The sequence below is a fragment of the Janthinobacterium sp. NKUCC08_JDC genome (assembly GCF_019345575.1).
GTDB classification, from domain to species: Bacteria; Pseudomonadota; Gammaproteobacteria; order Burkholderiales; family Burkholderiaceae_D; genus Janthinobacterium; species Janthinobacterium aestuarii.
In genome coordinates, this window is sequence record NZ_JAHKQW010000002.1 from 463,979 (window position 1) to 488,834 (window position 24,856).

The 24,856-nt window shown below is 64.4% G+C and carries 23 protein-coding genes; 9 read left to right on the forward strand and 14 right to left on the reverse strand.

The genetic code is table 11. The features are described from left to right. Positions 1–31: 31 nt before the first annotated feature. Complete coding sequence (locus tag KO538_RS08110; protein ID WP_219327988.1) at positions 32–1,726, forward strand: methyl-accepting chemotaxis protein; 1,695 nt, start codon at positions 32–34, stop codon at positions 1,724–1,726. Here KO538_RS08110 and KO538_RS08115 read toward each other — a convergent pair. Further along, positions 1,723–2,301: a DNA-3-methyladenine glycosylase gene (locus KO538_RS08115; RefSeq protein WP_219327989.1), complete on the reverse strand. Its 579-nt coding sequence runs from the start codon at positions 2,299–2,301 to the stop codon at positions 1,723–1,725. The genes KO538_RS08110 and KO538_RS08115 overlap by 4 nt on opposite strands. Positions 2,302–2,590: 289 nt before the next feature. Between KO538_RS08115 and KO538_RS08120 the strand changes: the two genes are divergently transcribed. Both KO538_RS08120 and KO538_RS08125 read left to right on the forward strand, forming a co-directional pair. Further along, entirely contained in the window at positions 2,591–3,457 is an 867-nt protein-coding gene (locus KO538_RS08120) for an HDOD domain-containing protein (protein WP_034746307.1), read from the forward strand. A 107-nt stretch (positions 3,458–3,564) separates the two neighbouring features. Further along, on the forward strand, positions 3,565–4,773 hold the full coding sequence (locus tag KO538_RS08125; protein ID WP_034747750.1) for a hypothetical protein: 1,209 nt from the start codon (positions 3,565–3,567) through the stop codon (positions 4,771–4,773). Between the two features lie 3 nt (positions 4,774–4,776). On the opposite strand, the gene KO538_RS08130 is transcribed toward KO538_RS08125, so the two are convergent. Next, complete coding sequence (locus tag KO538_RS08130) at positions 4,777–5,313, reverse strand: DNA-deoxyinosine glycosylase (RefSeq protein WP_257620222.1); 537 nt, start codon at positions 5,311–5,313, stop codon at positions 4,777–4,779. A gap of 93 nt (positions 5,314–5,406) precedes the next feature. On the opposite strand from KO538_RS08130, the gene KO538_RS08135 reads away from it, so the two are divergent. From KO538_RS08135 to KO538_RS08155, 5 genes are all read left to right on the forward strand, one after another. Continuing rightward, on the forward strand, positions 5,407–5,835 hold the full coding sequence (locus KO538_RS08135) for a DUF962 domain-containing protein (RefSeq protein ID WP_034746303.1): 429 nt from the start codon (positions 5,407–5,409) through the stop codon (positions 5,833–5,835). Between the two features lie 145 nt (positions 5,836–5,980). Then, positions 5,981–6,430 carry a glycine zipper 2TM domain-containing protein gene (locus KO538_RS08140; protein WP_034780449.1) on the forward strand — a complete coding sequence of 150 codons (450 nt, stop codon included), beginning with the start codon at positions 5,981–5,983 and terminating at the stop codon, positions 6,428–6,430. A 318-nt stretch (positions 6,431–6,748) separates the two neighbouring features. Continuing rightward, positions 6,749–7,693: a DMT family transporter gene (locus KO538_RS08145; protein WP_219327990.1), complete on the forward strand. Its 945-nt coding sequence runs from the start codon at positions 6,749–6,751 to the stop codon at positions 7,691–7,693. Beyond that, positions 7,690–8,196, forward strand: a complete 507-nt coding sequence (locus KO538_RS08150; RefSeq protein ID WP_219327991.1) for a GNAT family N-acetyltransferase — start codon at positions 7,690–7,692, stop codon at positions 8,194–8,196. The genes KO538_RS08145 and KO538_RS08150 overlap by 4 nt, the downstream gene beginning before the upstream one ends. Positions 8,197–8,777: 581 nt before the next feature. Next, positions 8,778–8,957: a hypothetical protein gene (locus KO538_RS08155; protein ID WP_034746290.1), complete on the forward strand. Its 180-nt coding sequence runs from the start codon at positions 8,778–8,780 to the stop codon at positions 8,955–8,957. An 11-nt stretch (positions 8,958–8,968) separates the two neighbouring features. Here the strand turns inward: KO538_RS08155 and KO538_RS08160 are convergent, their stop codons facing one another. The 12 genes from KO538_RS08160 to ada form a co-directional block, all read right to left on the reverse strand. Further along, positions 8,969–10,468 (reverse strand): glycine betaine ABC transporter substrate-binding protein, encoded by a 1,500-nt coding sequence (locus KO538_RS08160; protein ID WP_374106835.1) that lies wholly within the window; start codon positions 10,466–10,468, stop codon positions 8,969–8,971. 21 nt (positions 10,469–10,489) lie between these two features. Then, the gene (gene hutI / locus KO538_RS08165; RefSeq protein WP_219327992.1) at positions 10,490–11,716 is read right to left on the reverse strand and encodes an imidazolonepropionase; all 1,227 of its coding nucleotides are present in this window, start codon (positions 11,714–11,716) and stop codon (positions 10,490–10,492) included. A 13-nt stretch (positions 11,717–11,729) separates the two neighbouring features. Continuing rightward, a complete protein-coding gene (locus KO538_RS08170) occupies positions 11,730–12,305 on the reverse strand; it encodes a HutD family protein (RefSeq protein ID WP_219327993.1) in 576 nt (191 codons plus the stop codon). Then, complete coding sequence (locus tag KO538_RS08175; RefSeq protein WP_219327994.1) at positions 12,305–13,681, reverse strand: formimidoylglutamate deiminase; 1,377 nt, start codon at positions 13,679–13,681, stop codon at positions 12,305–12,307. Before KO538_RS08175 ends, KO538_RS08170 begins: the two co-directional genes overlap by 1 nt. Further along, positions 13,666–14,454 carry an N-formylglutamate deformylase gene (hutG, locus tag KO538_RS08180; RefSeq protein ID WP_219327995.1) on the reverse strand — a complete coding sequence of 263 codons (789 nt, stop codon included), beginning with the start codon at positions 14,452–14,454 and terminating at the stop codon, positions 13,666–13,668. The genes KO538_RS08175 and hutG overlap by 16 nt, the downstream gene beginning before the upstream one ends. Before the next feature lie 20 nt (positions 14,455–14,474). Further along, positions 14,475–16,034, reverse strand: coding sequence for a histidine ammonia-lyase (hutH, locus tag KO538_RS08185; protein WP_219327996.1), 1,560 nt, complete (start codon positions 16,032–16,034; stop codon positions 14,475–14,477). 8 nt (positions 16,035–16,042) lie between these two features. Next, positions 16,043–17,752, reverse strand: a complete 1,710-nt coding sequence (gene hutU / locus KO538_RS08190) for a urocanate hydratase (RefSeq protein WP_034746271.1) — start codon at positions 17,750–17,752, stop codon at positions 16,043–16,045. A gap of 112 nt (positions 17,753–17,864) precedes the next feature. Further along, positions 17,865–19,544: an amidohydrolase gene (locus KO538_RS08195; protein ID WP_219327997.1), complete on the reverse strand. Its 1,680-nt coding sequence runs from the start codon at positions 19,542–19,544 to the stop codon at positions 17,865–17,867. A 52-nt stretch (positions 19,545–19,596) separates the two neighbouring features. Next, positions 19,597–20,223 (reverse strand): N-acetyltransferase, encoded by a 627-nt coding sequence (locus tag KO538_RS08200; RefSeq protein ID WP_219327998.1) that lies wholly within the window; start codon positions 20,221–20,223, stop codon positions 19,597–19,599. A 134-nt stretch (positions 20,224–20,357) separates the two neighbouring features. Then, positions 20,358–22,013 (reverse strand): mechanosensitive ion channel family protein, encoded by a 1,656-nt coding sequence (locus tag KO538_RS08205; RefSeq protein WP_219327999.1) that lies wholly within the window; start codon positions 22,011–22,013, stop codon positions 20,358–20,360. A gap of 75 nt (positions 22,014–22,088) precedes the next feature. Further along, a complete protein-coding gene (locus KO538_RS08210; protein ID WP_219328000.1) occupies positions 22,089–22,778 on the reverse strand; it encodes a 2OG-Fe(II) oxygenase in 690 nt (229 codons plus the stop codon). Then, entirely contained in the window at positions 22,775–23,830 is a 1,056-nt protein-coding gene (gene ada, locus KO538_RS08215) for a bifunctional DNA-binding transcriptional regulator/O6-methylguanine-DNA methyltransferase Ada (RefSeq protein WP_219328001.1), read from the reverse strand. The genes KO538_RS08210 and ada overlap by 4 nt, the downstream gene beginning before the upstream one ends. Before the next feature lie 229 nt (positions 23,831–24,059). On the opposite strand from ada, the gene hutC reads away from it, so the two are divergent. After that, positions 24,060–24,779, forward strand: coding sequence for a histidine utilization repressor (gene hutC, locus KO538_RS08220; RefSeq protein WP_070301100.1), 720 nt, complete (start codon positions 24,060–24,062; stop codon positions 24,777–24,779). The last annotated feature ends 77 nt before the right edge of the window (positions 24,780–24,856 follow it).

The following is a 24,856-nucleotide window of genomic DNA, read 5'->3' on the forward strand; positions in this document are numbered from 1 at the left end:
CGGTTTGAACAGCCATCGCCAGGAGTCAAGCATGCTCAATCAATTACGCATCGGACCAAAATTATTGCTGGCGCCCACCCTGGTCTTGCTGCTGCTGATACTCAGCTCGAGCGGCGCCTGGTATGGCATGGTGCGGCAAAATGCCTCGCTGGAAAACATGGTGCGGGTGCGCATCACGCATTTGAAGGCGGCCGCCGACGTACTAGGAGAGGCCAGGCAAGTACACGGCAATATGTACCAGTTGCTGTCGTGGACGAATGGCAGCTTCGCCAAGGCCCGCCTCGATACGCTGGAGCAACAGATCAAGGCGCGCCATGCAGCCATCGGCACCCAGCTGGCCACGCTGCGCACCACAGCCACGGGTGCCGAGCGCACCTTGGTCGATGCGGCCATCACGGCGCTGGCCGGCTATCGCAAGGCTGTGCTGGAAACCATGGAAATGGCGCAGATGGACCAGTCGATCGCCACCAATTCCATGCTCAAGGCGGAAACCCAATTCGTCCAGTTCAATACGCAGCTGGCGCAACTGTCGGCCCTGGAAACAAGCCTCAGCAGCGAGGCCCATGCGACGGCCAGCGCCGAGTTCCGCAGCCTGGGCTGGAGCTTGCTGCTGACGGTGCTGCTGTCTATCCTCGTTTCCATCGTCGCGACCATGCTGGTGCGGCGCGCCATGCTGCTGGAAATTCGCGGCATTGCCGACGCCGTGCAAGACCTGGCTGCGGGCAAGCTGACGGCCGGCGCGCCCAAGCAGGGCAATGACGAAATCGCCGCCACGTCGCGCGTGCTGGACCAGACCATCGCCCACCTGAACCAGACCTTGCGCACCATCATGAACGCCGTGCAATCGATCGACACGGCCTCGCGCGAAATTGCCACCGGCAATCTGGACTTATCGGCGCGCACGGAAATGCAGGCCAGTTCGCTGGAAGAAACGTCGAGCGCCATGGAAGCGCTGACGCAAGCCGTCAATGACAATGCCGACAACGCCCAGCTGGCCTGCGAGCTGGCGGGGCAAGCATCGACCCTGGCCGTGCAAGGAGGTGCGTCGATGCAGCAAGCGGTAACGACGATGGCGACAATACGCGCCAATTCGCGTCAGATCGTGGATATTATCGGCGTGATCGACGGCATCTCCTTCCAGACCAATATCCTCGCGCTGAACGCGGCCGTGGAAGCGGCGCGCGCGGGCGAACAGGGCCGCGGCTTTGCCGTCGTGGCGTCCGAAGTGCGCACCCTGGCGCAGCGCTCGGCCCAGGCGGCCAAAGAAATCAAGACCCTGATCGCCACCTCGGTCACCACCATCGACGGCGGCAGCGTGGCCGTGCAGCAAGCGGGCGACAACATGGGCGCCATCGTGGCCTCGGTGCAGCAAGTCAATGAAATCATCCAGCGCGTGAAAGAGGCCAGTGCGGAGCAGGCGTCGGGCATCACGGAAGTGAATCAGGCTGTCACGCAAATGGATGACGTCACCCAGCAAAATGCGGCCCTCGTGGAACAGGCGGCGGCAGCGGCGGCCAGTTTGCAGGACCAGGCCGTCAAATTGTCGGCGGCCGTGGCTGTGTTCACCCTCGACCCGCTGGCGCCCGCGCAGCCCGCCTCGCCGGACGAGGAAGCGTTCCGGCATCCAGCCAGTACGCAGCAGGAGCGGCGCGCACTGCATAGCCCGCTACGCGGCATGCCCGGCTTGCACGGCGCAAACACGACGCCACAGCGCCGGCGCAGCTAGCTGGCCGGCGCGCGCATCGGTTTGCTCAAGTGAGGCGAACCGGCCAGCACGAAACGCCACGGCGTCTCCATCGCCTTGGAAATGCCGATGCGCGGGCCAGCGTGTACCGTCACCTCTTCCTCGCGCGCCAGCAGGGTGAATGGCGGCGCATCGAGCGCCAGCCGGTTATGCATATGCGTGACACCGAGCGCCTGGCACACCTTGCCCGGCCCCGAGCACAGCAGCCGCGCATCCTCGACGCCGCGCCGCTCGCGCATGACGTCGAGTCCCACGAGCGGCTCGATGGCGCGGATCAGCACGCCCGCGCCATGGCCCGCTTCGCGGCACACAAAGTTCAGGCACCAGTGGATGCCGTATGAGCGGTAGACATAGGCGTGCGCGGGCGGGCCGAACATGGCCGCATTGCGCGGCGTCATGCCGCCATACGTGTGCGAGGCCGGGTCCAGCCGGTCATACGCTTCCGTTTCCACGATGCGCCCGCCCACGCCGTCGACCAGCACGCTCACGCCGATCAGCTGGCGCGCCACGCTGCTGGAATCGTCCGCAAAATCGATACCCGCGAGGATTTTTTTCATCGGGCAATTGTACCGCCGCGCATCGCGCCACACGCCTCGCCTCGTCTTGAAAACAAATAAAACTTGACCTTTCCATCACAAATATCGCGATGGGCAGCGTCGTAAAATGACGAAAATCGCAGCTGGAGCAGGCCAAAACGGGGATTTTTGCGACAAAATATTGCAGAGATGAACTATTGCCGTGCATAAACAGCGATAATCGTCGGGCACTGCGCCAGACGCTCATGCAGCGGGCAGCGGCAGCGCGCACAGAATAAGCACCGGGCACAAAAATGATGATGAAAGCGTGATGATGAGAGCGGCAGCGCAAAAGCAGGTAGTGCAGGAAGATCCGGTTGACGCCCTGATGCGTTCCATCCGTATCCCGCCGCGTCCCAGCCTGCTGGTCGACTTGCAGCGCGAACTGGCGGAACAGGATCCGTCGCCGCGCCGCATCGCGCGCATCATCGCCGATGACGTCGGCATGTCCGGCGCCCTGCTGAAATTGGCCAACTCGCCGTTCTATGGCGCCGCGCGCAAGGCCAAGTCCGTCGAGCAAGGCATCAACTTTCTTGGCATTAACCAGTGTAGCGCCATGATGACGGGCTTGCTGGCACGCCAGGCGCTGGAAGCGGAAGGCGTGGAACTGACCAACTTCTGGGATGTGTCGGCCAAGCGCGCGCGCGCCCTGGTATTTACTTCGCGCAAGCTGCGCATCGCCCCGCCCGACATCGCCCACACCTTCGGCCTGTTCTGCGATATCGGCGTGCCCCTGCTGATGAACCGCTTCCCCGACTACGTCAACACGTACGCGGCGGCGGCCAACGATGCGCACAATTGCTTTACGGCACTGGAAGATGCGCGCCACCAGACCAACCACGCGGCCATCGGCTGCCTGCTGGCGCGCAACTGGGGCCTGTCCTCCGATGTCTCCTGGGCGATTTTGCACCACCACGACTACACAGTGCTGGCCGACCCGTCCACGGACGACGCCATCCGCTCGCTCGTCGCCCTGTCGCTGCTGGCCGAAAAGGGCATTCAGCGCTACCATGGCAACAGTACCTCGCTCGAGTGGGACAAGGGCGGCGAACTTGCCTGCCAGCATCTCGGCCTGTCGCAGGAAGAAGCCGCCGACCTGCTCGACGAATTGCACGAGATGTTCGATACCGACCATTGAGGTGTCAGGCGGCCGCGTCCGCCTGTATGATCTGTCCCGGCGCCTGGCCTGAGCCATGGCGCCCGTTTCCGTTTGCCTGACCCGTATTTCTTAACCTGTTGATCGCCATGCCCAAAAATAAGCGCCCTGTCCCCCGTAAATCCGCCAACACGCCTGAAGACAAGGATGAATCCGTCACGCGCATGCTGTGCACGATGGCCCTGAACCTGGCGGAGCAGGAAGACAGCGAATCGCAGGGCACGGTGCTGGCCGAGCAAGCCGTCGAGTTCGGCCGCCTGATCCGCAAGGCCTTGAATCAAAAGAAGGATGAAATCCTGTACGACGCCATCGAGCGTTCGAAATACGAAGACGTGGGCGCCTACCAGTACTTGCGCAGCCACATCGAGGAAGCGGCATCCATTTCCGTGATCCGCCGCGACAACGCGCCGGCCATGGAAATCAACGCCTTCGTCGTGCCCCTGCTGGTGCAAAGCACGGGCGGCTTGAAGGAAGCGGACAGCTTCCAGGACCAGGACGCTTTCGAAGCGCTGGTGAAAAGTTTCCAACAGGCAGAACTGGAAAGCGCCAAGGCCAAGGTGGTCTTGATGAGCCATGCCTACGACCTCGATGAAATCGACCGCATCACCTACAGCCATTTGCACGAGATGGTGCGCGATGCCTATAGCTCGATGACGGACAAGAAGATCGTCGCCACGCCGGGCCTGGAAAGCAGCATCGTCGGCTGGAGCGAGACGGCCTTCGGCCCGCAGGACACGGCCGTCGAACTGCGCTTCCTGCTGGGCTTTGCCTTGAAACGCGTGGACGACCCGTTCTATGCGGAACCGAAGGACGAAGCGGCGCTCGACGCCTGGTTCGATGCGCGCATGGCCCGCTACCAGCAGTGGACAACGGAAGTGGGCGAGCTCGTCAAGCGTTGCCTGGCGCCAGCCGGCAGCGCCCTGGAAGTAAGCTTCCTCTACCAGGATCTGTTCCACGGCGGCAAGGAACAAGGCATGAGCGAGTACGCGATGCTGCAGATGATGTCCGGCATCAACCATGCACTGGCGGAAAACAAGGTGGACGCCGGCGACGTCTCGGTGGTCGTCGGCCCCGCCGATGAACATGGCGAAATGCTGTTGCGCGTCAATGTCAGCACGGCGAACGGCCAACTATTGCACAGCGCCGACAAGCCGCTGGACCTGGCCGCCGACTTGCAGGACGAAGTCGACGACATCTGCGACGCGCTGGCCACCATCGGCGTGACGCAATTGTCCGTGGCGCTGAAATTCGATGCCAAGGGACAGCCGCTGGAAGCGCAGCCGTACGCGCCGGCGTAAGCTTTACAAGGGCTGTAGTGTTTTCCACTGCAGCAACTTGGCGCCATATGCCAAGGTGTAGGCGGGGCTGCTCGACGGCAAGCTGACGATGCGGTAGCGCTGCGCGTGTTCGCCCAGCACCTTGATGCCCAGCTTTGCCGCCGTGCCGCCGTTGAAGGCGATCGTGTGCAACTTCGGCAGGCTGGCGGCCAGGGCCACGAGGTCGTTGTCGTCGCGCGCACGGATATTGCTGTCCAGGCTGCCCGTGCGCTGCGCCTGCGCCACCACATCCCACAGGCCCACGCCGTGCGCCAGCAAGGTCGCCAGCCGTTCCTCATAGGGCTGGCTCTTCAAATCCACGCCCAGCACCTCGCCCAGCAGCATCCAGAACCTGTTTTGCGGATGCGCATAGTACTGGCTGTGCGCCAGCGATTTTTCGCCGGGCAGGCTGCCCAGTATCAGCAAGCGCGTGCTGGCGTCGACGACGGGATCGAAGCAGCGCTTGCGCGCATCTGCGGCTTGCTCTGGCAGGATGACTGGGCTATTGACTGGGCTATTCAATGGGCGGTCCGGAAGGGAAAACGAAGGACCATTTTACCCGGCCACGCGACGGTGTAGAATTCCCGCACAACCTTCCTGCACAAGAGACCGCCCATGCGCACCATCGACACCCTGCTGGCCCAGTATGGCGAAAGCCACCGCAACCATGTCAATGAATGGGTGCACATCGTGTGCGTGCCGCTAATCGTTTTCAGCTTGCTGGGGCTGCTGTGGAGCGTGCATCCCAGCGTGGCGCTGCTCGGCAGTATTCTCGCCTTATACTATTATTACAAGCTGTCGCGCCCGTTTGCGGTGGGCATGCTGGCGATGCTGGCCGCCATGCTGGGTCTGCTGTTGCTTATGCCGCCGCTGACCATCCTGCCCGTGTCGCTGGCGCTGTTCGTGCTGGCCTGGATAGGCCAGTTCATCGGCCACCAGATCGAAGGCAAGAAACCGTCGTTTTTGGACGACTTGCGCTTTTTACTGGTGGGGCCGCTGTTCGTGCTGGGATTTTTATACCGGCGCCTGCGGCTGGCGTATTGAGCGGCAAGTGCTCACCTGGTCACGCGAAGCCGGTAACAGATTTTTACTATTCGCAACTAGTTATCTGAGGCAAGTGTCCTTATGATAAGTCATCATCTGCCGGTCGACGCAATCGGCAGCCAACTTTTGTCCAAGGGAGTCCCACATGAAAGCACCAATTATTGCAGTGGCATTGCTCGCCACCCTGGCCGGCTGCGCCGTACAACCGAACTCGGCAAATGTCTACAACGCGCGCCAGGCGCAAAATGAACAATCGGTCCGCATGGGTACGGTTGAATCCGTACGCCAGGTAACCATCGACAAGGGCGAAACGGGCACGGGCGTGCTGGCTGGCGCGGCGCTGGGCGGCGTGGCAGGCTCGACAGTCGGTGGCGGCAAGGGCGCCATCGCGGCCAGCATCCTCGGTGCCGTCGCTGGCGGCATGGCCGGCAAGAGCATCGAAGCGAATGCCTCGAACAAGCCCGGTCTGGAAATCACCGTGCGCCTGGACAATGGCGACATGCGCGCCATCGTGCAAGACGCCGACGAGCTGTTCCGCCCGGGGGAGCGTGTGCGCCTGCTGTCGGACGGCCGCAAGACCCGCGTCACGCACTGATCCGCTTGCCGGCGCACGCGCTCAGCCAAATGCGCCGGCAGCGAGCAAGACTGAAGGGTGCAGCCAGATGGCAATCACCGCCGTCACGACGACATACACAAGCACGCTCCATACTTTGATCTGCAGTGAGGCTGGCATGGCGGTCCCCTTCAAAGATGCAATCGGGAAAATATTTACTTGATAATAAAGTAAATATTTTCATAAATTCAACATTTTCCAGAAGCACTGCGCTGGCTCAATCCTGGCTGTCTCCTGACGCCACATTGAGCAAACTCGACCGCACTCGCCATCCCCGCGCGATGCCCGTATACTTGCGCGATGTCATCTCCTCTCCTGTTCATCATTGCCTGCCTGATCTGGGGCTCCACTTTCTGGGCCATCACCTTGCAGCTGGGCGATGTCGCCCCCGCCGTTTCCGTGGTCTACCGCTTCGGCCTCGCGTCCGCCACCCTGTTTGCCTGGTGCGCCGTGCGCGGCGACCGCTTGCGCCTGCCCTGGCGCGCGCAAAAATGGATGTTGCTGCAGGGACTGGCCTCGTTTGCCCTCAGCTATGTGTGCACGTATAGTTCCGAACAGTATCTGGTGTCGGCCCTCGTCAGCGTGCTGTTTGCGCTGATGGTCTTCTGGACGCCGTTGCTCAACCGCATCGCCTTCGGCACACCGATCACCTTGAGCACCTGCTGCGCGGCATTCGTCGCTATCTGCGGCATCGTGCTGCTGTTTTACCAGTCCATCGGTGCGGCGCTGCAAGATATTCTGGGCGGCGGCAATGGCCATTTTCTGCTCGGTTTTATCCTGGCGCTGGTGGCTACCGTGTCGAGCACGGCAGGCAACGCCCTCGTCATGAAAGTGCGCGAACATTCGGGCAACGTGATGCTGACCATGGCCTGGACCATGCTGTGGGGCACCTTGATGGTGGCCACCTGGGCCATCGCCACGGGCCAGTCCTGGCAGCTGCCCACGCGCCCCAGTTACTGGATGGGATTGGTGTACCTGGCCATCTTCGGTTCGGTGATCGCATTCAGCGCGTATTTCACGTTAATCGCCCGCATCGGCACGCAAAAGACCGTGTATATCGGCGTCGTCACGCCCGTCATTTCCGTGCTGCTGTCGGTGCAGTTCGAACACTACCGGCCTGCCGCCATCGAATGGGTGGGCATGGTGCTGTGCCTGTCCAGCGTGGCCTGGGCCTTGACGTCGGGCGCGCGCAAGACGAGTACCATCGCTTCCCTTTCCACCACTCCATCAACAAAGGCAACATGAGCACCTCTTCCTCCCTCGCCATCCGTCCCGCGGCCGCATCCGACGTGGCCGCCATCTTCGGCATGATCCATGAGTTGGCCGTGTTTGAAAAACTCGAACACATGATGATCGCCAAGGAATCCATGCTGCACGACAGCCTGTTCGGCGCCCATCCCGCGTGCGAAGCGCTGGTCGGCGAGGAAAATGGTGCAGTCGTGACCTTCGCCCTGTTCTTCCATAATTTTTCCACCTTCCTGTGCCGCAAGGGCTTGTACCTGGAAGACCTGTACGTGAAGCAATCGGTGCGCGGCAAAGGCTATGGCAAGCAGATGCTGGTGGCGCTGGCGCAACTGGCCGTCGAACGCGATTGCGGCCGCTTCGAATGGTCGGTGCTGGACTGGAATGAAAACGCGATCAACTTCTACAAGGGCATGGGTGCGGACGTGATGCCGGACTGGCGCATCTGCAGGGTCGCTGGCGATGCCTTGACGCAATTGTCGGCGGGCACGCCAACATCGGCCTGATGGGGGAACTGTAAGCGTAAGTTCCAAAAAAAATCCCCGCGGGCTAGCGGCACCGCGGGGCAGAACCCATTGTCAAGTGGGAGGGGGAGAATGCAATCAACGGTTATCAATATAAACGCTGCCGCTTGCGATGGCGCAGACCTTTACATTTGCTTACCGGGCCTTACATTTGACTTAAATCCGCTAACCAAGTGTCACCCAGTGTCGCTCGGATGCCACTGATTATTTCCGTGGCTCAATCAATGTGCCGTGCAAGCCAATATGTTGTTGCGCAACCCCACTGCCACCCTGCGATTTTCTATAGATTTGGTACACTGTCAGGCAGGCGATGCAGCCAGCAACCACGGCAAAAATGACCATGCGACGCTCCTTGAGTATGCTTGAGGGAATCAGGCCTGCGGCTGATGATGACCAGGCGAACAGGGAAAATTCAGTGTGGCATCTTCGGCCTGGGAGACATTGCGGAAGATCAAACGCGCCAAAGTGACGGCACGCTGGCGTTTGATGCGACGCAAAATGGCGGCAATGCGCTCACACACAATGAACGAATCAATGAACGAATCGCATACGGGAGCCACATCATGAATGTTTCTGCCAAACCGCTCGTCATGAAAATCTACCGCGCCTACCTGCGCTCCCGCCTGGAGCGCTACACGCGCGACTTGCAAGCCATCGCCGAACAGCGCGAAAACGACTTCCAGGCCGAACGCATCCTGCACCAGGCCGTCGTCTCGGTGCGCTCGAAACTGCACTCGCTGTAACCGTGATACCGTCAGCGCTGCCGGCCGGCAACGGCCCAGCGCTCCACCAGCTCGAACAAGCCCTGCGTCAGCAAGGCCAGCACGGCTGCGGGGATCGCGCCGGCCAGCAGCATGTCGTTGTCATTGAGCGCCAGGCCGATGGTGATGCGTTCGCCGTAGCCGCCCGCACCGATGAAGGCGGCGATGGTGGCCGTGCCCACGCTCATCACGGCCGCCGTTTTCACGCCCGCCAGCATCACGGGCAAGGCCAGCGGCAAGTCCACGTGCAGCAGGCGGTCGCGCCGGCTCAAGCCCAGCGCCAGCGCCGCCATGCGCAAGCCTTGCGGCACCTGCAAGATGCCCGTGCACGTGTTGCGCACGATGGGCAGCAGCGCGTACACGAATAGAGCCACCAGCGCCGGCACGGTGCCGATCATGCCCAGCACGGGGATCAATATCGCCAGCAGGGCCAGCGAGGGCACCGTCTGCAGCACGCCGACGAAGGCCAGCACCGTCTGGCGCAGCGGCGCCGAAAACGCCGCCAGCACGCCCAGTGGAATGCCGATCAGACATGCCAAAGCCACCGACAACAGCACCAGGGTCAGATGCTGGCGCGTCAGGGTCCACAGATCGTCGCCGATGATTTTATCGAGCAGCTTGCCGCGCGCGGCGGCCGGTTTGTTCGCCTGCGTGCCGGAAGCCAGCCACTGCCGCGCCACGTCGGAAAAACGCTTGCCATCGATTTCCACGGCCGCATTCATGGCGATCATGTCGCTCTCGCTGATGCGTCCCTGCAACCCTTGCAACGCCAGCCATGCTGCGGGAAAGCGCTGCGGCACGTCGAGCCGGTACAACAGCATGGCGTCGTAGCGGGGAAAGTACTGCTGCGTGTCGGCCAGCACGCGCAAACCGTACTGGCGGATCTTCGCATCCGTCGAGTAAATATCGATCACGTCCACCTGGCGCTGCGCCAGCGCTTCATAAGCGATGCCGTGATCGAGTCCGCGCGGGCGCTGCGGCAAGCCATAACGCGTGGCCAGGCCTGGCCAGCCGTCGACCCGGCCGATGAATTCATGCGACAGGCCGAATTTCAGGGCCGGGTATTGGGCCAGTTGCGCCAGGCTGGCGATCGATTTTTCATCATGGCGCACTGCCAGCGCATAGGTATTGTTAAAGCCCAGCGGCACGGCCACGCCCAGGCCCAGCGCCGCCAGCTCGCGCCGCATCTGTTCCAGGCCGATGGCCTTGTCGTGCTTGAGGATTTCGCTGCCGATGGTGCCCATGTATTCGGCATACACGTCGATGCTGCCCGCCTGCAGCGCGGCCAGCACGATGGCCGTGTTGCCCAGGCCCTGGCGGTGCTGCGCCTGGACGTGCGGCGCGGCGCTCTGCTGGATGATTTCGCCGAGGATGTACGATTCCGTGAAGCGCTTCGAGCCCACCTTCAAGGTGCCGCCATCCTGGGCATGTGCAGGGGCGGCGGCAAAAACAAGCAACAACAGCAGGGAAGACAACGAGTAAACAACACGCACGCGGCGCTCCAGGGCGGATGATCAATCCGGCAAGCTTACCACCGGCGCGCGCCAGGCACCGCCATGCACCACGCCCGCGCACGGGTTCAGGCCCAGCGCATACGCCAGGTCGGCCGGGCGCGCGATGCGCCACAGGGCGAAATCGGCGCGCTTGCCCACCGCCAGGCTGCCCGTCCGATCCTGCAAACCCAGCGCGCGCGCCGCATGGATCGTGCAGCCGGCCAGTGCTTCCTGCGGCGTCAAGCGCCACAAGGTGCACGCCATGTTCATCGCCAGCAGCAAGGACGTCATCGGCGACGTGCCCGGGTTGCAATCGGTGGACACGGCCATCGGCACGCCGGCCGCGCGCAATGCCGCGACAGGCGGCGGCTGCGTCTCACGCAAAAAGTAATACGCGCCCGGCAGCAGCACGGCCACCGTGCCGTGTTGCGCCATGGCGGCGACGCCCTCTTCCGACAGGAATTCCAGGTGATCGGCCGACAGGCCATCGTAGCGCGCCACCAGCGCCGCGCCGCCCAGGTCCGACAACTGTTCCGCATGCAGTTTCACGGGCAGGCCCAGCGCCTGCGCCGCCTCGAACACCCGCTGCGTTTGCGCCGGCGTAAAGCCGATGCGTTCGCAAAACGCGTCGACGGCGTCGACCAGTCCATCGTTCGCCAACTGGGGCAGCATCTGCGCGCACAGCAGCTCGATATAAGAGTCGGCCTGGCCCGCATACTCGGGCGACAGCGCGTGCGCACCGAGGAAGGTGGTGCGCACAGTGACCGGCAGCTGTTCCCCTATCCTGCGCGCCACGCGCAGCATCTTCGCCTCGCTGTCCGCGTCGAGGCCATAGCCGGACTTGATCTCCAGGGTCGTTACGCCCTCGGCCAGCAGCGCCAGCACGCGGGGCAGGCTTTGCCGCAGCAATTCGTCGTCGCTGGCCGCACGCGTGGCACGCACGGTGGACATGATGCCGCCGCCGGCGCGGCTGATGTCTTCATAGCTGGCACCATTCAGGCGTGCCTCGAATTCGTCGCTGCGGTTGCCCGCGTGGACGATGTGCGTATGGCAGTCGATCAGCCCGGGCGTCAGCCAGCAGCCCTGGCCGTCGTGCAGCACCGCGCCGCTGGCCGGCAGCTCGTCGCCGGGGCCGAACCACGCGATGCGGCCATCCTTGACGGCGATGGCCGCGTCCAGCAGCTCGCCATAGCCATGCTCCATGGTGGCCAGGTGAACGTTGTGGATGACCATATCCCAGTCTTGCATGGCGGTTTCCTTCCTAGATGAACAGGTCGACGCGGAACACGGCCGTGCGCTGCAAGGCGTCGAGCCGCCAGTCCGGCGCATCGTCGGCGTCGAGCAGCAGCGCGTCGTGGCGGGCCAGCGCGAACTGCTGCTCGCCACCGCGTGCCAGCACGTGGCCTTCGCCGGCGACGAACAGCAGGGTCGCCGCGCTGCGCCGCGCCAGCTTGCCCGGCGCCATGATTTTTTCCAGCTGGTGGCGGCAGCGGTCGCGCCGCGTCATCACATTGAAATCCGTCGTCGGCCCCTTGACCTGCGCAACCACGGCCGCTTCGCCGGGAAACCACAGCATCGGTTGCGCCGCGCTCAAGGTCACCTTGCGCGCGCCATCGAGCGTCAGCTGCACACTGTCGCCATCGACCAGCATCAGACTGCGGTCGATGCCGGGAAAGCTGGAAAATGGCCCGCTGGCCGTGATCGTCGCCAGGCTGATGCGCCAGTCGAAATCGTCGAAGCCGGCGCCCGGGGGAGCAATCGCGATTTCCGTCGTGCTGCCGCCGCCGTTTTTCCACGGCGCGGCGCACAGGTATTCCTGCGGGATGAAGGTTGCCATCAGAGCGCCCTCAGTTGCGCCAGGGTGCGCTTGTAGGCTGTGGCGATGGCGTCCTGCGCCACGTGGCGCCCATCGCGCACCTGCCACTGGCCGCCGCACAGCACGTCGCGTACCAGGTTGTCGTTGCCGCAGAAAAGTACGCTGCCCAGCACATCGGCGATGGCCACGCCGCACAGGTTCACATGCGCGTCGTCGAGCACCAGCAAGTCGGCACGGCAGCCCGGCGCCAGCGCACCGAGCTTGCGCCCGGATGCCTGCGCGCCGCCCTGCAAGACCGTTTGCCACAGATAGTCGCCCACATGGCGTTCATCCGGCGTGGCGGCCACATTGCGCTGCTGGCGCTGCAAGCGCTGGCCATATTCGAGCCAGCGCAATTCCTCCACGGGCGACTGCGACACGTGGCTGTCGCTGCCGACGCCGAAACGCCCGCCGGCGGCGATGAATTCGGCCAGCGGGAACAGGCCGTCGCCCAAGTTCGCTTCCGTCGTCGGGCACAGGCCCGCGACGGCGCCGCTGGCGGCCATCAACGCGACTTCATCGGGCTGCACGTGCGTGGCATGCACGAGGCACCAGCGCGCATCGACGCCGACCTGATCGTACAAATACTGCACCGGGCGCAGGCCGGTGACATCGAGACTCTGGCGCACTTCGCCCTGCTGCTCGGCGATGTGGATGTGAATGGGACGGTCCGCAGGCAGCGCTTGCGCCACTGCGCGGATCTGCGCCACGCCGGCCGCGCGCAGGGAATGGGGCGCAAAGCCCACCTCCACCTGCCCGCCGCGCTGCGGCGCCAGCGCTTCGACGATGCGCAGCACGTCATCCGCACCGGTGCGAAAGCGCGCCTGCTCGGGCTTGAGGGGTTGTGCGCCGAAACCCGCATGGCTGTACAGCACGGGCAGCATGGTCACGCCGATGCCGCTGAGGCGCGCCGCGGCCAGCACCCGTTCCGCCGTTTCGGCGGGGCGCGCATACAGCGCGCCGGCCGCATCGCGCTGCAGGTAGTGAAATTCACAGACGGCCGTGTAGCCGTGGCGCAGGCATTCGGCAAACAGCTGTGCGGCGATGGTTTCCATCTGCTGCGGTGTGATGTGGTGCGCGAAACGGTACATCAGGTCGCGCCAGGTCCAGAAGCTGTCCAAGCCATCCCCGGCGACTTCCGTCATGCCGCCCAGCGCCCGCTGGAACGCATGCGAATGCAGGTTGACCATGCCGGGCAAGACATATTCGGCCACTTCCGCGCCAGGCGGCGCTGCGGTGTTGTCCGCCACCGCCGTCAGATCGCCGGCCGCATCCCATTCCAGCAGCACGTCGCGGCGCCAGCCTTGCGGCAGCAGCGCGTGGCGGGCAAACAAACAGCCGCTCAACGCGCCACCCATGCCACGGCCGCTTTCATCATCTGACGCAGCAGCGGCTGCACCTGCGCCGCCAGGTCGGGCCGGTAGCCAAACGGCGCCGTCTCGTCCATGTACAGACACTGGCACATCTCCAGCTGGATCGCATGCACGCGGCTGTCCGGCTGGCCGTAATGGCGCGTGATGTGGCCGCCCTTGAAGCGGCCATTCAAGGCCACGGTAAATGTATCCTGCGCGCGCGCGATATCGACCACGGCCGACGTCAGGCCACTATCGCAGCTGGCGCCATCGGCCGTGCCGAAGTTCAGGTCCGGCAGCTTGCCGTCAAAGAAGCGCGGCACATGCGAGGCGATGGAATGGGCATCCCACAGCACCACGGCGCCATGCACGCGCAGCAGCCGGTCCAGTTCCGCGCGCAGCTGCGCGTGATACGGCGCCCAGTAGCGCTGCAGCCGGCGCTGCACATCGGCCGCATCGGGTTCCTTGCCGGCCAGGTACAGCGGCTCACGGTGGAAGGTATCGCTGGGCAGCAAGCCCGTCGTATCCTGGCCCGGATACAGATTCGTGTCTTCCTGCGGGCGATTCAAGTCGATGGTGTAGCGTGACCAGCGCGCCGACAGCACGGACGCATCCATCTCCTGCAAAAAGCCATACAGTTCGCGCAAATGCCAGTCCGTATCGGCCTTGACCAAGGCCTGGGGCGTCATGCGCGCGGCGATATCGTCGGGTATGTCGGTGCCCACGTGGGGCATCGACACGAGCAGCGGGATGCTGCCTTCGTTGAAGCGGAAATCCATGCTTGTCTCCTTGCGCCCGCTCAGGCGTACAGCGGGGCGAACAAATTCTTGCACTTGCTGCTCAACTCACCCTGCAGCACCATCTGCTTGGCCGCTTCGATATCGGGCGCGAAGAAGCGGTCGGCGTCGAAGAACGGCACTTTCTGGCGCAGCTGCTGGTGTACATGTTCGAGGTGCGGCGAGGTTTTCAGCGGACGGTGGAAATCGATGCCCTGGGCGGCGGCCAGCAGCTCGATGCCGACGATGACGGCCGTGTTGTGCGCCATGTCGTCCAGGCGGCGCCCGGCGAACGTGGCCATGCTCACATGGTCTTCCTGGTTGGCGGAAGTGGGCAGGCTGTCGACGCTGGCCGGATGGGCGAGCGACTTGTTTTCCGACGCCAGCGCGGCAGCCGTCACGTGGGCGATCATGAAGCCGGAATTGACGCCCGGGTCGCGCACGAGAAACGGCGGCAAGCCGGAAAGCGTGGCGTCGATCAGCAGCGCGATGCGGCGCTCAGCCAGCGCGCCGATTTCAGCAATCGCCAGCGCCAGCGTGTCGGCCGCAAAGGCCACCGGCTCGGCGTGGAAATTCCCGCCCGAGACGATCTCCGCCTGCCCGTTCGGGCCATCCTGGAAGATCAGCGGATTGTCCGTGACGGCATTGGCTTCGATCAGCAGGGTGCGGCCGACGTTACCGATCAGGTCCAGGCAGGCGCCCATGACTTGCGGCTGGCAGCGCAGGCTGTACGGATCCTGCACGCGCTCGTCGCCTTCCAGGTGCGAGGCGCGGATGGCGCTGTGCGCCACCAGTTGGCGGTACATCTGCGCGGCCAGGATCTGCCCCGGCTGCCCGCGCACGGCATGCACACGCGCGTCGAAAGGCGAGTCGCTGCCCTTGGCCGCATCGAGCGACAGTGCGCCCGTGACCATGGCCGCTTCCAGCAGGCGCTCGGCCATGAACAAGCCATGCAGCGCCAGCGCGTTCGACACCTGCGTACCGTTGATCAGCGCCAGGCCCTCTTTTGCCGCCAGCACGACGGGTGCGATGCCGGCCTGCGCCAGCGCTTCGGGCGCCGCCATCAATTCACCGTTGACGCGCACCTCACCCACGCCCAGCATGGCCAGGGTCATGTGCGACAGCGGCGCCAGGTCGCCCGAGGCGCCGACGGAACCCTTGGCGGGAATGGCCGGCATGATGCCCGCGTTGTACAGGGCGATCAGGGTGTCGACGATCAGCGGGCGCACGCCGGAATAGCCGCGCGCCAGGCTGCCGATCTTCATCAGCATGATCAGGCGCACGACGGCGTCCGACAGCAGTTCGCCCGTGCCAACGGAGTGCGACAGGATCAGGTTGCGCTGCAATTGCTCGAGTTTTTCATCGGGGATGCGCGTCTTGGCCAGCAAGCCGAAGCCCGTGTTGATGCCATACGCCGCATCGCCCTTGGCGACGATGGCTTGCACGGCGGCGGCCGACGCCTCGATGACGGGATAGGCTTCGGCGGCGAGAATCAGTTTCGCGGGGGCGGCCCACACGGCGCGCAGGTCGCCCAGGGTCATCGCGCCCGGTTTCAGGGTCCAACTTTTGGAGTGCTGTGTCATGTTTGCTTTCACTTCGTATTAAGCATCGGCAGGTTCAGATTGTTGCGCTTGGCGCAGGCGGCCGCTGTTTCGTAGCCGGCATCGGCATGGCGCATCACGCCCGAACCGCTGTCGTTGACCAGCACCCTGGCCAGGCGTTTCGCCGCGCTTTCCGTGCCGTCGGCCACGATGACCATGCCCGCATGCTGAGAATACCCCATTCCCACGCCGCCGCCATGGTGCAGCGAGACCCAGGTGGCGCCGCCGGCCGTGTTGAGCATGGCGTTGAGCAGCGGCCAGTCGGAAACGGCGTCCGTGCCGTCCTTCATGCTTTCCGTCTCGCGGTTCGGGCTGGCGACGGAGCCCGTATCGAGGTGGTCGCGGCCGATGACGATGGGGGCCTTCAGCTCGCCCGTGCGCACCATCTCGTTGAAGGCCAGGCCGGCGATGTGGCGCTCGCCCAGTCCCAGCCAGCAGATGCGCGCCGGCAGGCCCTGGAAGGCGATGCGCTCGCGCGCCATGTCCAGCCAGTGGTGCACCTGCTTGTGGTGCGGGAACAGCTCCTTGATCTTCGCATCCGTTTTATAGATGTCTTCCGGGTCGCCCGACAGCGCCACCCAGCGGAACGGCCCGCGCCCTTCGCAAAATTGCGGGCGGATGTAGGCGGGCACGAAGCCGGGGAAGTCGAAGGCGTTCTGCACGCCCTGGTCGAACGCCACCTGGCGGATGTTGTTGCCATAGTCGACAGTGTGCACGCCCATGGCGTGGAAATCGAGCATCGCTTGCACGTGGGCGGCGCAGGAATCGGCGGCCGCCACCGTCAGGCGCGCGTGGCGCTGCGGATCCTGCTGCGCCGCCTTCCAGTCCGACACGCTCCAGCCGCGCGGCAGATAGCCGTTGACCAGGTCATGCGCGGACGTCTGGTCCGTCACCAGGTCCGGTACCAGGCCGCCCGCTTTCGCGCGGCGCACCAGTTCCGGCAGCACTTCGGCCGCGTTGCCCAAGAGGCCAATGGAGATCGCTTCCTTGCGTTCGGTATGATATTTGACCAGTTCCAGCGCTTCGTCCAGGCTGGCCGCCTGCTTGTCCAGGTAGCGCGTGCGCAGACGGAAGTCGATGCTGCTTTGCTGACATTCGATATTGAGCGAGACGGCGCCCGCCATGGTGGCGGCCAGCGGCTGCGCGCCGCCCATGCCGCCCAGGCCCGCCGTCAGGATCCAGCGCCCGCCCCAGTCGCCGCCGAAATGCTGGCGGCCCGCTTCGGCGAAGGTTTCATACGTGCCTTGCACGATGCCCTGCGTGCCGATGTAGATCCAGCTGCCGGCCGTCATCTGGCCGTACATGAACAGGCCTTGCCGATCGAGTTCGTTGAAGTGTTCCCAGTTTGCCCATTTCGGCACCAGGTTGGAGTTCGCGATCAGCACGCGCGGCGCATCCGCGTGGGTCTGGAACACGCCCACCGGCTTGCCGGACTGGATCAGCAAGGTCTGGTCGTCTTCCAGTTCGCGCAAGGAGGCGAGGATCTGATCGAAACAGGCCCAGTTGCGGGCCGCGCGGCCGATGCCGCCGTAGACGACCAGGTGCTGCGGATTTTCCGCCACTTCCGGGTCCAGGTTGTTTTGCAACATGCGGTAGGCCGCCTCGGCCTGCCAACTCTTGCAAGCCATGACCGTGCCGCGCGGGGCGCGGATGGTACGGCTGGCATCAAAGCGTGGATCGGTGTCCATTGTGCTGTTCATGCTGTCTCCTCGTAGGGTGCGAGCGGACATGCGTGGTCCGCTCTGGTACTTCCAGCATAGGTTGTCTATACAACCAAGTCAACAGGTTTTCTTTGGGGTCAGACCCCAGCCTTTATTTTTTCTCGTACACGCGCTTGCCCGCCACCCACGTCTGCAGCACCTGCATCTTGCCAATCGCGGTTGGCGCCACGGTGAACAGGTCCTGGTCGACGACGATGAAATCGGCCCATTTGCCCGCTTCCAGGGTGCCGATGACCTTTTCCTGGTGCGCCGCCCAGGCCGCGTCCAAGGTGAAGCAGCGCAGCGCTTCCGTCACCGTCATCGCTTGCTGCGGATACCAGCCGCCAGCCGGAACTCCTTCGCTGTTTTGCCGCGTGACGGCCGCGTGGATGCCCTCGAACGGGTTCGGCGACTCGATGGGGAAGTCCGATCCGCAGGCGATGCGCGAACCCTGTTTGAGGAAGGTGCGCCACGCATACGCGCCCTTGATGCGCTCGTGGCCCACGCGCTGCTCCGCCATGTTCTGGTCGGACGTGGCGTGCGTCGGCTGCATCGACGGCACGATGCCCAGCGCCTTGAAACGGGGGATGTCGCTCAACTGCACCACCTGCGCGTGCTCCATGCGGTGGCGCAGGCCCACGCTGCGGTATTGCGCGGTCAAGGCTGCATAGCCGTCGAGGATTTGATGGTTGCCCGCGTCGCCGATGGCGTGCACGTTCACCTGGTAGCCGGCGCGCATGGCTTTTTCCATCTTCGCGCGCATGGCGGCGTCCGGGTAGAACAGCAGGCCGCTGGTAGAGGGATCGTCGCTGTACGGCGCCAGCAAGGCAGCGCCGCGGCTGCCCAGGGCGCCATCGGACAGCAGTTTCACGGCGCGCAAGGCGTACATATCGCGCGCATAGCTGGTCAAGGGACCATTTTTCGCCAGCGCGTCGAAGTCTTCCGTCGTGTCGGCAATCATGCCGTACACGCGCACCGTCAGCTTGCCGTGGTCCGCATAATCGCGGAACAGCCGGTCCTGCATCTGGCCGATGCCCGCATCGTGCACGCTGGTCAGGCCCACTCGCGACAGCTGCGCCAGCGCGCCATCGAGGGCGGCACGGTTTTCCACGTCGCCCGGCTTGGGCAGTACGGCATCCATCAAGTCCATGGCACTGTCGACCAGAACGCCGGTGGCGTTGCCCTGTGCATCGCGTTCGATCTTGCCGCCCGCCGGATCCGGCGTATCGCGCGTGATGCCGGCCAGTGCCAGCGCACGGCTGTTGGCCCAGCCCGCGTGACCATCGACCCTGCGCAGCCACACGGGCCGCGCGCTTTCCGCCGCATCAAGTTCCGCCGCCGTGGGGAAGCGCCCCAGCTTCCATATTTCCTGATTCCAGCCATTGCCGACGACCCAGCTGCGTTCCGGATGTGTGCGCGCGAAGTCGCCCACGGCCTGCACGGCGGCCGGCAGCGACGCGGAACCGTACAGCATGACGCCGCTGGCAATCGTCCCCAGGCCGAACACGTGGCCATGTGCGTCGATCAGGCCAGGCAGCACGGTTTTTCCCTGCACGTCGACGTGGGTCGCGCCCTTGGCCGCCTTGCGTTTCACCTGCGCGGCGCTGCCGACGGCGAGCAGCTTGCCCGCATCGTCAAAGGCCAGCGCCGTGAAGCGCACCACCTTGCCATGTGCATCGAGCGTGTAGCCGTTGGCGTTATCGATGACGGTATCGGCGTGGGCGTAAACGTGGGTCAGGGCGCCCAGGCAGGCGAGAACGAGCAAGGTACGGCGCGGGATCGGCATTTTCATCTCCAAGTCTTGAATGAAAAGACGAGTGTATAGAAATTGGCAAAATGGTCAATCAGGCAGCGTGAGGTTCCCGTACCATCAGCCAGTAACCGCAGCCCGTGACGGCTTCCTCATACCGCCCCGCCACCACGAAGCCCAGACGGGCGTAGAACGGCAGGCTGCGTTCGTTGTACGTCTCCAGGAAGCACGCGGCACCGGCCGCATCGACGGCCGCCAGGCCAGGCGCCAGCACGGATGCGCCCAGTCCCCGGCCCTGTGCGGCGGGATCGATGCCGGCGATCGACAGATACCACGCATCCTGCAGACCATGCGGCGCCAGCGCGTGTTCCATATTCTCGACGATGGCAGTGAAATGCGCGAAGCCGCACTCCCCCAGCAGCGCGCGCAACGCTGCTTCGCGCTGCGCATACGCGGCCTGGCGCAGGGCCGTAGGCGTGTCCGTCGTCCAGATCGCGGCACCATTGCCGACCTCATTGCACACATCGCCAGCCAGGTCTACACGGCCCGCCTGCTCCCCCTCGGCCAGCGCCAGCGCGAAGTACGCTTCCAGCATCGCCAGCCGCGCCGCTTCGTCCTCGCCGCACGCCACCGTGACGGTGCGGTAGAAAGGGTCGCCGATCAGGGCGGCGGCCAGGCTGCGGGCGGTGCGGGAGGTTTCGGCGGAAAATGGGCTGGACATGGTTCTCTTTCTTTTTTTGGAAACGCCCGGCATCTTAGCGCAAGCGCGCAGGCCTTGCGCCTGGCCAATATCACCACAGGCCTGCACTGGTATTTCATGTGGAGCACCATGGCCGAGCACCATGTCACGCGACCTTACCTGGCCCCGTCCTCCGGCTTTTGCGCCGGCGCCCTGAACCATTCCTCCGGCGGCACCACCTGCGATTCTTTCGGATCATCGATGTAGTGCGGCGAGGTGATCTGCACGTCGAATTCGTTGAAGACGTCGATGATGTTCTGGTGCAAGCGGTTCAGCACTTCGGCGCGCTGGCGGGGGACTTCGGCGCTGGCGTAGGCGACAAGGCGGTATTGCACATAATAGTCTTGCAGGGCCAGTTGCATCACGTACGGTTTTGGCGAAGTGGACAGTTCCGGCGTGCGCGAGGCCGCCAGTTCCAGCATGGCGTGCACTTGCCGCCACGGCGTGGCATAGCCGATGGTGACGGTGGAGTCGAGCACGAAGCCGCCGCCGGGCTGGGCGCGCGAATAGTTCTTTGTCGTTTGCGACATCACCCACGCGTTCGGCAAGGCGACCTCTTCGCCCAGGCCCGTGCGCAGGCGCGTCTCGAACATGCCCACATCGACCACCGTGCCTTCGCTGTCGCCCACGCGCACATATTCACCCTTGCGCAGGGCGCGCGTGTACATCAGGATCAGGCCGCTGGCGCCCTGCCCCACGATGCTCGACGCGCCGATCGACACCATCAGGCCGACCAGCACGGACAGGCCCTGGAAGGCCGCCGTGTGCGAGCCGGGCAGATATGGATACGCCATGGCCAGCGCGAACAGCCAGATCACCACGCTGGCGATGCGGCGCGTCGGCAGGGCCGTGTCCTTGTCCAGCCAGCCGATTTGCAGTTCGCCGCTTTCCACGCGCTTGAACAGCGAGGCGGCCGTGGCGGCGATCAGGCGCGCGATGGCAAAGATCACGCAGACCAGCACCAGCCCCGGCAAGGCGCCAATGATGGCGTGGAAGACGTCGGCGGCCACGTCGAACAGATAGCCGCTCAGGCTTTCGCCCCAGGAGCGCGTGTAGGGCAAGCGGCCCAGCACGAAGGCGGCCCACAGATACGTGGCCATCAGGCGCAAGCCCCACAGCACGGCGCTCAGCAGTTGATACGCAAAGGCGATGTAGTGTTCGGCATCGAGCACGCGCACGTTTTTCAGGCGCACGTCGCGCAGGCGCGAGGCCAGCAGGATGCCGCTGCGGCGCTTGGCCCAGCGATAGAAGCGCGTCAAGCCCATCCACACGAGCCAGAATACGAGGGTGGCGGCCGCGCACACGGCGGCGGCGATCGCCAGGTAGCGCCAGCTGCTCTGCTCGCGGTAGTCAAACACAGCCTTGCTCAGTTCGCCGGCCGCCGCTTTCGCCACGCTTTCCGTGGTGTCGCCCGCCAGCAGGTTGACGTCGCCGGGCACGACGACGAACAGCTGCACGCCATCGAGCAGCACTTGCGTGCCTTCGGGAATCATGCGCGTGCTCGCCTGCAACGGGCCGTTTTTCGCCAGCACGCTTTCCAGACGGCGCTGCGCTCCGATGGCCCGCTCATCGGGCGGATAGCCGGCCAGCGCGGCGCGGAAGACGAATACCTTGCGGTTGGCAAACATCAGCGGCGCCGTCCTGGCTGCGGCTTGCGACGGCGCCACGACGGTCCCGGCCTCCGCAACGAGCGCGGGCACGCCATCGTCCGCATGGGCTGAGGGCAGCAGGAAAATGGTCAACAGGCACAACAGGCGGAGCAACGCGGACATGGCGGAAATGAAAGAGTGACAAGGAGTAGCCATCATGCCATGTAATCCTGGAAACTCAAGGATCACACGTACTGCTCAGCTCGCATCATGGAAAATGATGCCCAGGGTGTGGCGCAAGCCCGAACGCAGGCGCGACACGCCGTGGCGCATGTTGACGCGGTAGGTGCCCCGCGTGCCGTTCACGGGGCGCAGCGCGACGGGAAAGAGGACGGCGTCGCCCTGCGCCAGCGGCACCACTTCGGCGCGCGACTGCATGCGCGGGCGCTGCTCCGTCAGCACGAACTCGCCGCCTGTGAAATCGTCTTGCGGGCGCGACAGCAGCACGGCCAGTTGCAGCGGAAACACGTGCTCGCCATACAAGTCCTGGTGCAAACAGTTGTAATCGCCTTCGCGGTAGCGCAGCAGCAGAGGCGTGGGCAGGGTTTGTCCGGCCGCATGGCAGCGCGCGAGGAAATCGGCGTGGCTGGATGGAAAGCGCGTCCCGATGCCCAGGGCGGCGTGCCAGCGGTTGGCAATCGCCGCCAAGGGGGAATACAAGCCCGTGCGCAAGGCGGCCACCACGTCCGGCAGCGGATGCGCCCAATACTGGTACTCGCCCTGTCCAAAGCCATGGCGCTGCATCACGACCTTGCTGCGAAAGCGCGACGCGTCGTCGTACTGTGCCGCCAGCGCCGCGCACTGCGCGGGATCGAGCAAGCCCGGCACGACGGCGCAGCCATGCGCATTCAGCTCATCTTCGATCCGCTGCCAATCGAGCGCCCTCACCGCTCGCCCTCGCGCTCGAGCAATGCCTGCTTGCGCTCCAGGCCCCAGCGGTAGCCGGACAAGGCGCCATCGTTGCGCACCACCCGGTGGCAGGGGATGGCGACGGCCAGCGCATTCGCGGCGCAGGCACCGGCCACGGCGCGCGCGCCTTGCGGGGCGCCGATGCGGCGGGCCAGCTCGGCATAGCTGACCGTGCTGCCGGCGGGAATCTCGCGCAAGGCTTGCCAGACGCGCTGCTGAAACACGGTGCCGCGCACGTCGAGCGGCAAGTCCAGGCCGATAGCTGGCGCCTCGACCAGGCCGACCACCTGCGCCACCGTCTGTTCATAGTCGGCTTCCGCGCCGCGCAGCTCGGCTTGCGGGAAGCGGTCCTGCAAGTCGCGCAGCAGCACTTCCGGATCGTCATCGATAAGGATGGCGCAAATGCCCTTGTCCGTGCTGGCCACGAGGATGGCGCCCAGCGAGCAGGCGCCGATGGCAAAGCGGATCACGGCGCCGCTGCCGCCAGCGCGAAAGGCGCCCGGCGTCATGCCCAGCAAACCGGGCGTGGCCGCATACAGGCGGCCGCTGGAATTGAAGCCGGCCGCATACAAGGTTTCCGTGACGTTCGCTTCGCCCTGCAAGCCGGCCTTGAGGCGCTCGCCGCGCCGCGCCGCCGCATACGCTTTCGGCGTGATGCCCGTGTGCGCCTTGAAGACGCGGTGGAAGTGAAAGCGGCTCATGCCGGCGGCCTGTGCCAGGCTGTCCAGATCGGGCAGCTCGTCGCTGGCGTCGATCAAACGGCAGATGTCGGCCACGATGGCCGCCTGGCGCTGGGCCAGCGGCGGCAAATTCGGCTTGCAGCGCAAACAGGGGCGAAAGCCGGCCGCCTCCGCTTGTTCGCAACTGGCGTGGAAAGCCACGTTGCGGCGCAAGGCGGGACGCGCGGCGCAGGAAGGCCGGCAATACACGCCCGTCGTGCGTACCGAGTAATAAAAGACGCCGTCGGCATCAAGCGCGCGCCGCTGCAGGGCATCCCAGCGTTCATCGTCAGTCAGGTAAGCGTGTTCCATGGCGAACTCCGTGCAAGTCAATATTAAGAGCCTATCCCAGTAGATGAATACATCTCCTACTGGGATAGTCTCCAAGTCACCAGCATAGCCAGCACCCGCGCGCGCCACACTCCGGCGCTTGCTTTTGAATTCAAAAAAAGGCTGGCGGCAGGCATCGTGCTCGGTGCTAAAATCGGCCATCGCGCCTCCAGCCGGCGGCGTGCCCTGCCCGCGCCCCGGAGAAACCGCATTGGACGATCACAATACACAAGAAAATACGCCCATTTTCCAGCGCATCAAGGATTTTCTGCTGGCCGGTATCGCCGCCGGACGCTGGAAGGAAGGCGACGTGATTCCATCCGAGCAAGCACTGGTAAAACAATTCGGCGTCTCGCGCATGACGGTCAATCGCGCCGTGCGCGAACTGACGAGCGAACAGGTGCTGACGCGGCGCCAGGGTTCCGGCACCTATGTGGCGCAGCAAAAATACCAGGCGACCTTGTTGGAAATCAAGAGTATCGCCGATGAAGTGCGCGCGCGTGGACATATCCACCGCAGCAGCTTGCAGTTGCTGGAACGCACCAAGGCGTCCGACTTGCTGGCCAAGCAATTCGGCCTGTTGCCCGAGCACCCGCTGTTCCACTCGCTGATCGTGCATTTTGAAAACGGCGTACCGATCCAGGTGGAAGACCGCTGGGTCAATCCCGAGTGCGCGCCCGATTACATGACACAGGATTTTTCCAGCATCACGCCGAACGAATACCTGATGGCGGCCGCGCCCCTGCAAGGCGCCACCTACAGCATCGAAGCGCTGTCGGCGCCGCGCGACATCGCCGAAATGCTGGCCATCGACACGAAACAGCCATGCCTGGTGCTGCGCCGCCAGACGCGCTCGGGCGGCAAGATCGCCTCGATCGCCACCATGTGGCATCCCGGACACCGATATCAGTTCGCCGGCAGTTTTACCTGAGGTCATACAACGCCATTCCGTAGCACGATTTCGCGCCAACTTTCTCTCAGATTCTCACCAAACCGCAAAAAAAACAG

Bases quoted from the DNA above. Each gene is read 5' to 3' on its own strand.
- KO538_RS08170 (WP_219327993.1), bottom strand. From the start codon at position 12,305: ATGGCAACCTTCATCCCGCAGGAATACCTGTGCGCCGCGCCGTGGAAA.
- ada (WP_219328001.1), bottom strand. From the start codon at position 23,830: ATGGAACACGCTTACCTGACTGACGATGAACGCTGGGATGCCCTGCAG.
- KO538_RS08120 (WP_034746307.1), top strand. From the start codon at position 2,591: ATGATGAGAGCGGCAGCGCAAAAGCAGGTAGTGCAGGAAGATCCGGTT.
- KO538_RS08115 (WP_219327989.1), bottom strand. From the start codon at position 2,301: ATGAAAAAAATCCTCGCGGGTATCGATTTTGCGGACGATTCCAGCAGC.
- KO538_RS08125 (WP_034747750.1), top strand. From the start codon at position 3,565: ATGCCCAAAAATAAGCGCCCTGTCCCCCGTAAATCCGCCAACACGCCT.
- KO538_RS08140 (WP_034780449.1), top strand. From the start codon at position 5,981: ATGAAAGCACCAATTATTGCAGTGGCATTGCTCGCCACCCTGGCCGGC.
- KO538_RS08150 (WP_219327991.1), top strand. From the start codon at position 7,690: ATGAGCACCTCTTCCTCCCTCGCCATCCGTCCCGCGGCCGCATCCGAC.
- hutU (WP_034746271.1), bottom strand. From the start codon at position 17,752: ATGAACAGCACAATGGACACCGATCCACGCTTTGATGCCAGCCGTACC.
- hutH (WP_219327996.1), bottom strand. From the start codon at position 16,034: ATGACACAGCACTCCAAAAGTTGGACCCTGAAACCGGGCGCGATGACC.
- KO538_RS08200 (WP_219327998.1), bottom strand. From the start codon at position 20,223: ATGTCCAGCCCATTTTCCGCCGAAACCTCCCGCACCGCCCGCAGCCTG.
- KO538_RS08145 (WP_219327990.1), top strand. From the start codon at position 6,749: ATGTCATCTCCTCTCCTGTTCATCATTGCCTGCCTGATCTGGGGCTCC.
- KO538_RS08135 (WP_034746303.1), top strand. From the start codon at position 5,407: ATGCGCACCATCGACACCCTGCTGGCCCAGTATGGCGAAAGCCACCGC.
- KO538_RS08205 (WP_219327999.1), bottom strand. From the start codon at position 22,013: ATGTCCGCGTTGCTCCGCCTGTTGTGCCTGTTGACCATTTTCCTGCTG.
- KO538_RS08195 (WP_219327997.1), bottom strand. From the start codon at position 19,544: ATGAAAATGCCGATCCCGCGCCGTACCTTGCTCGTTCTCGCCTGCCTG.
- KO538_RS08175 (WP_219327994.1), bottom strand. From the start codon at position 13,681: ATGGGTGGCGCGTTGAGCGGCTGTTTGTTTGCCCGCCACGCGCTGCTG.
- hutI (WP_219327992.1), bottom strand. From the start codon at position 11,716: ATGCAAGACTGGGATATGGTCATCCACAACGTTCACCTGGCCACCATG.
- KO538_RS08155 (WP_034746290.1), top strand. From the start codon at position 8,778: ATGAATGTTTCTGCCAAACCGCTCGTCATGAAAATCTACCGCGCCTAC.
- KO538_RS08110 (WP_219327988.1), top strand. From the start codon at position 32: ATGCTCAATCAATTACGCATCGGACCAAAATTATTGCTGGCGCCCACC.
- hutG (WP_219327995.1), bottom strand. From the start codon at position 14,454: ATGGATTTCCGCTTCAACGAAGGCAGCATCCCGCTGCTCGTGTCGATG.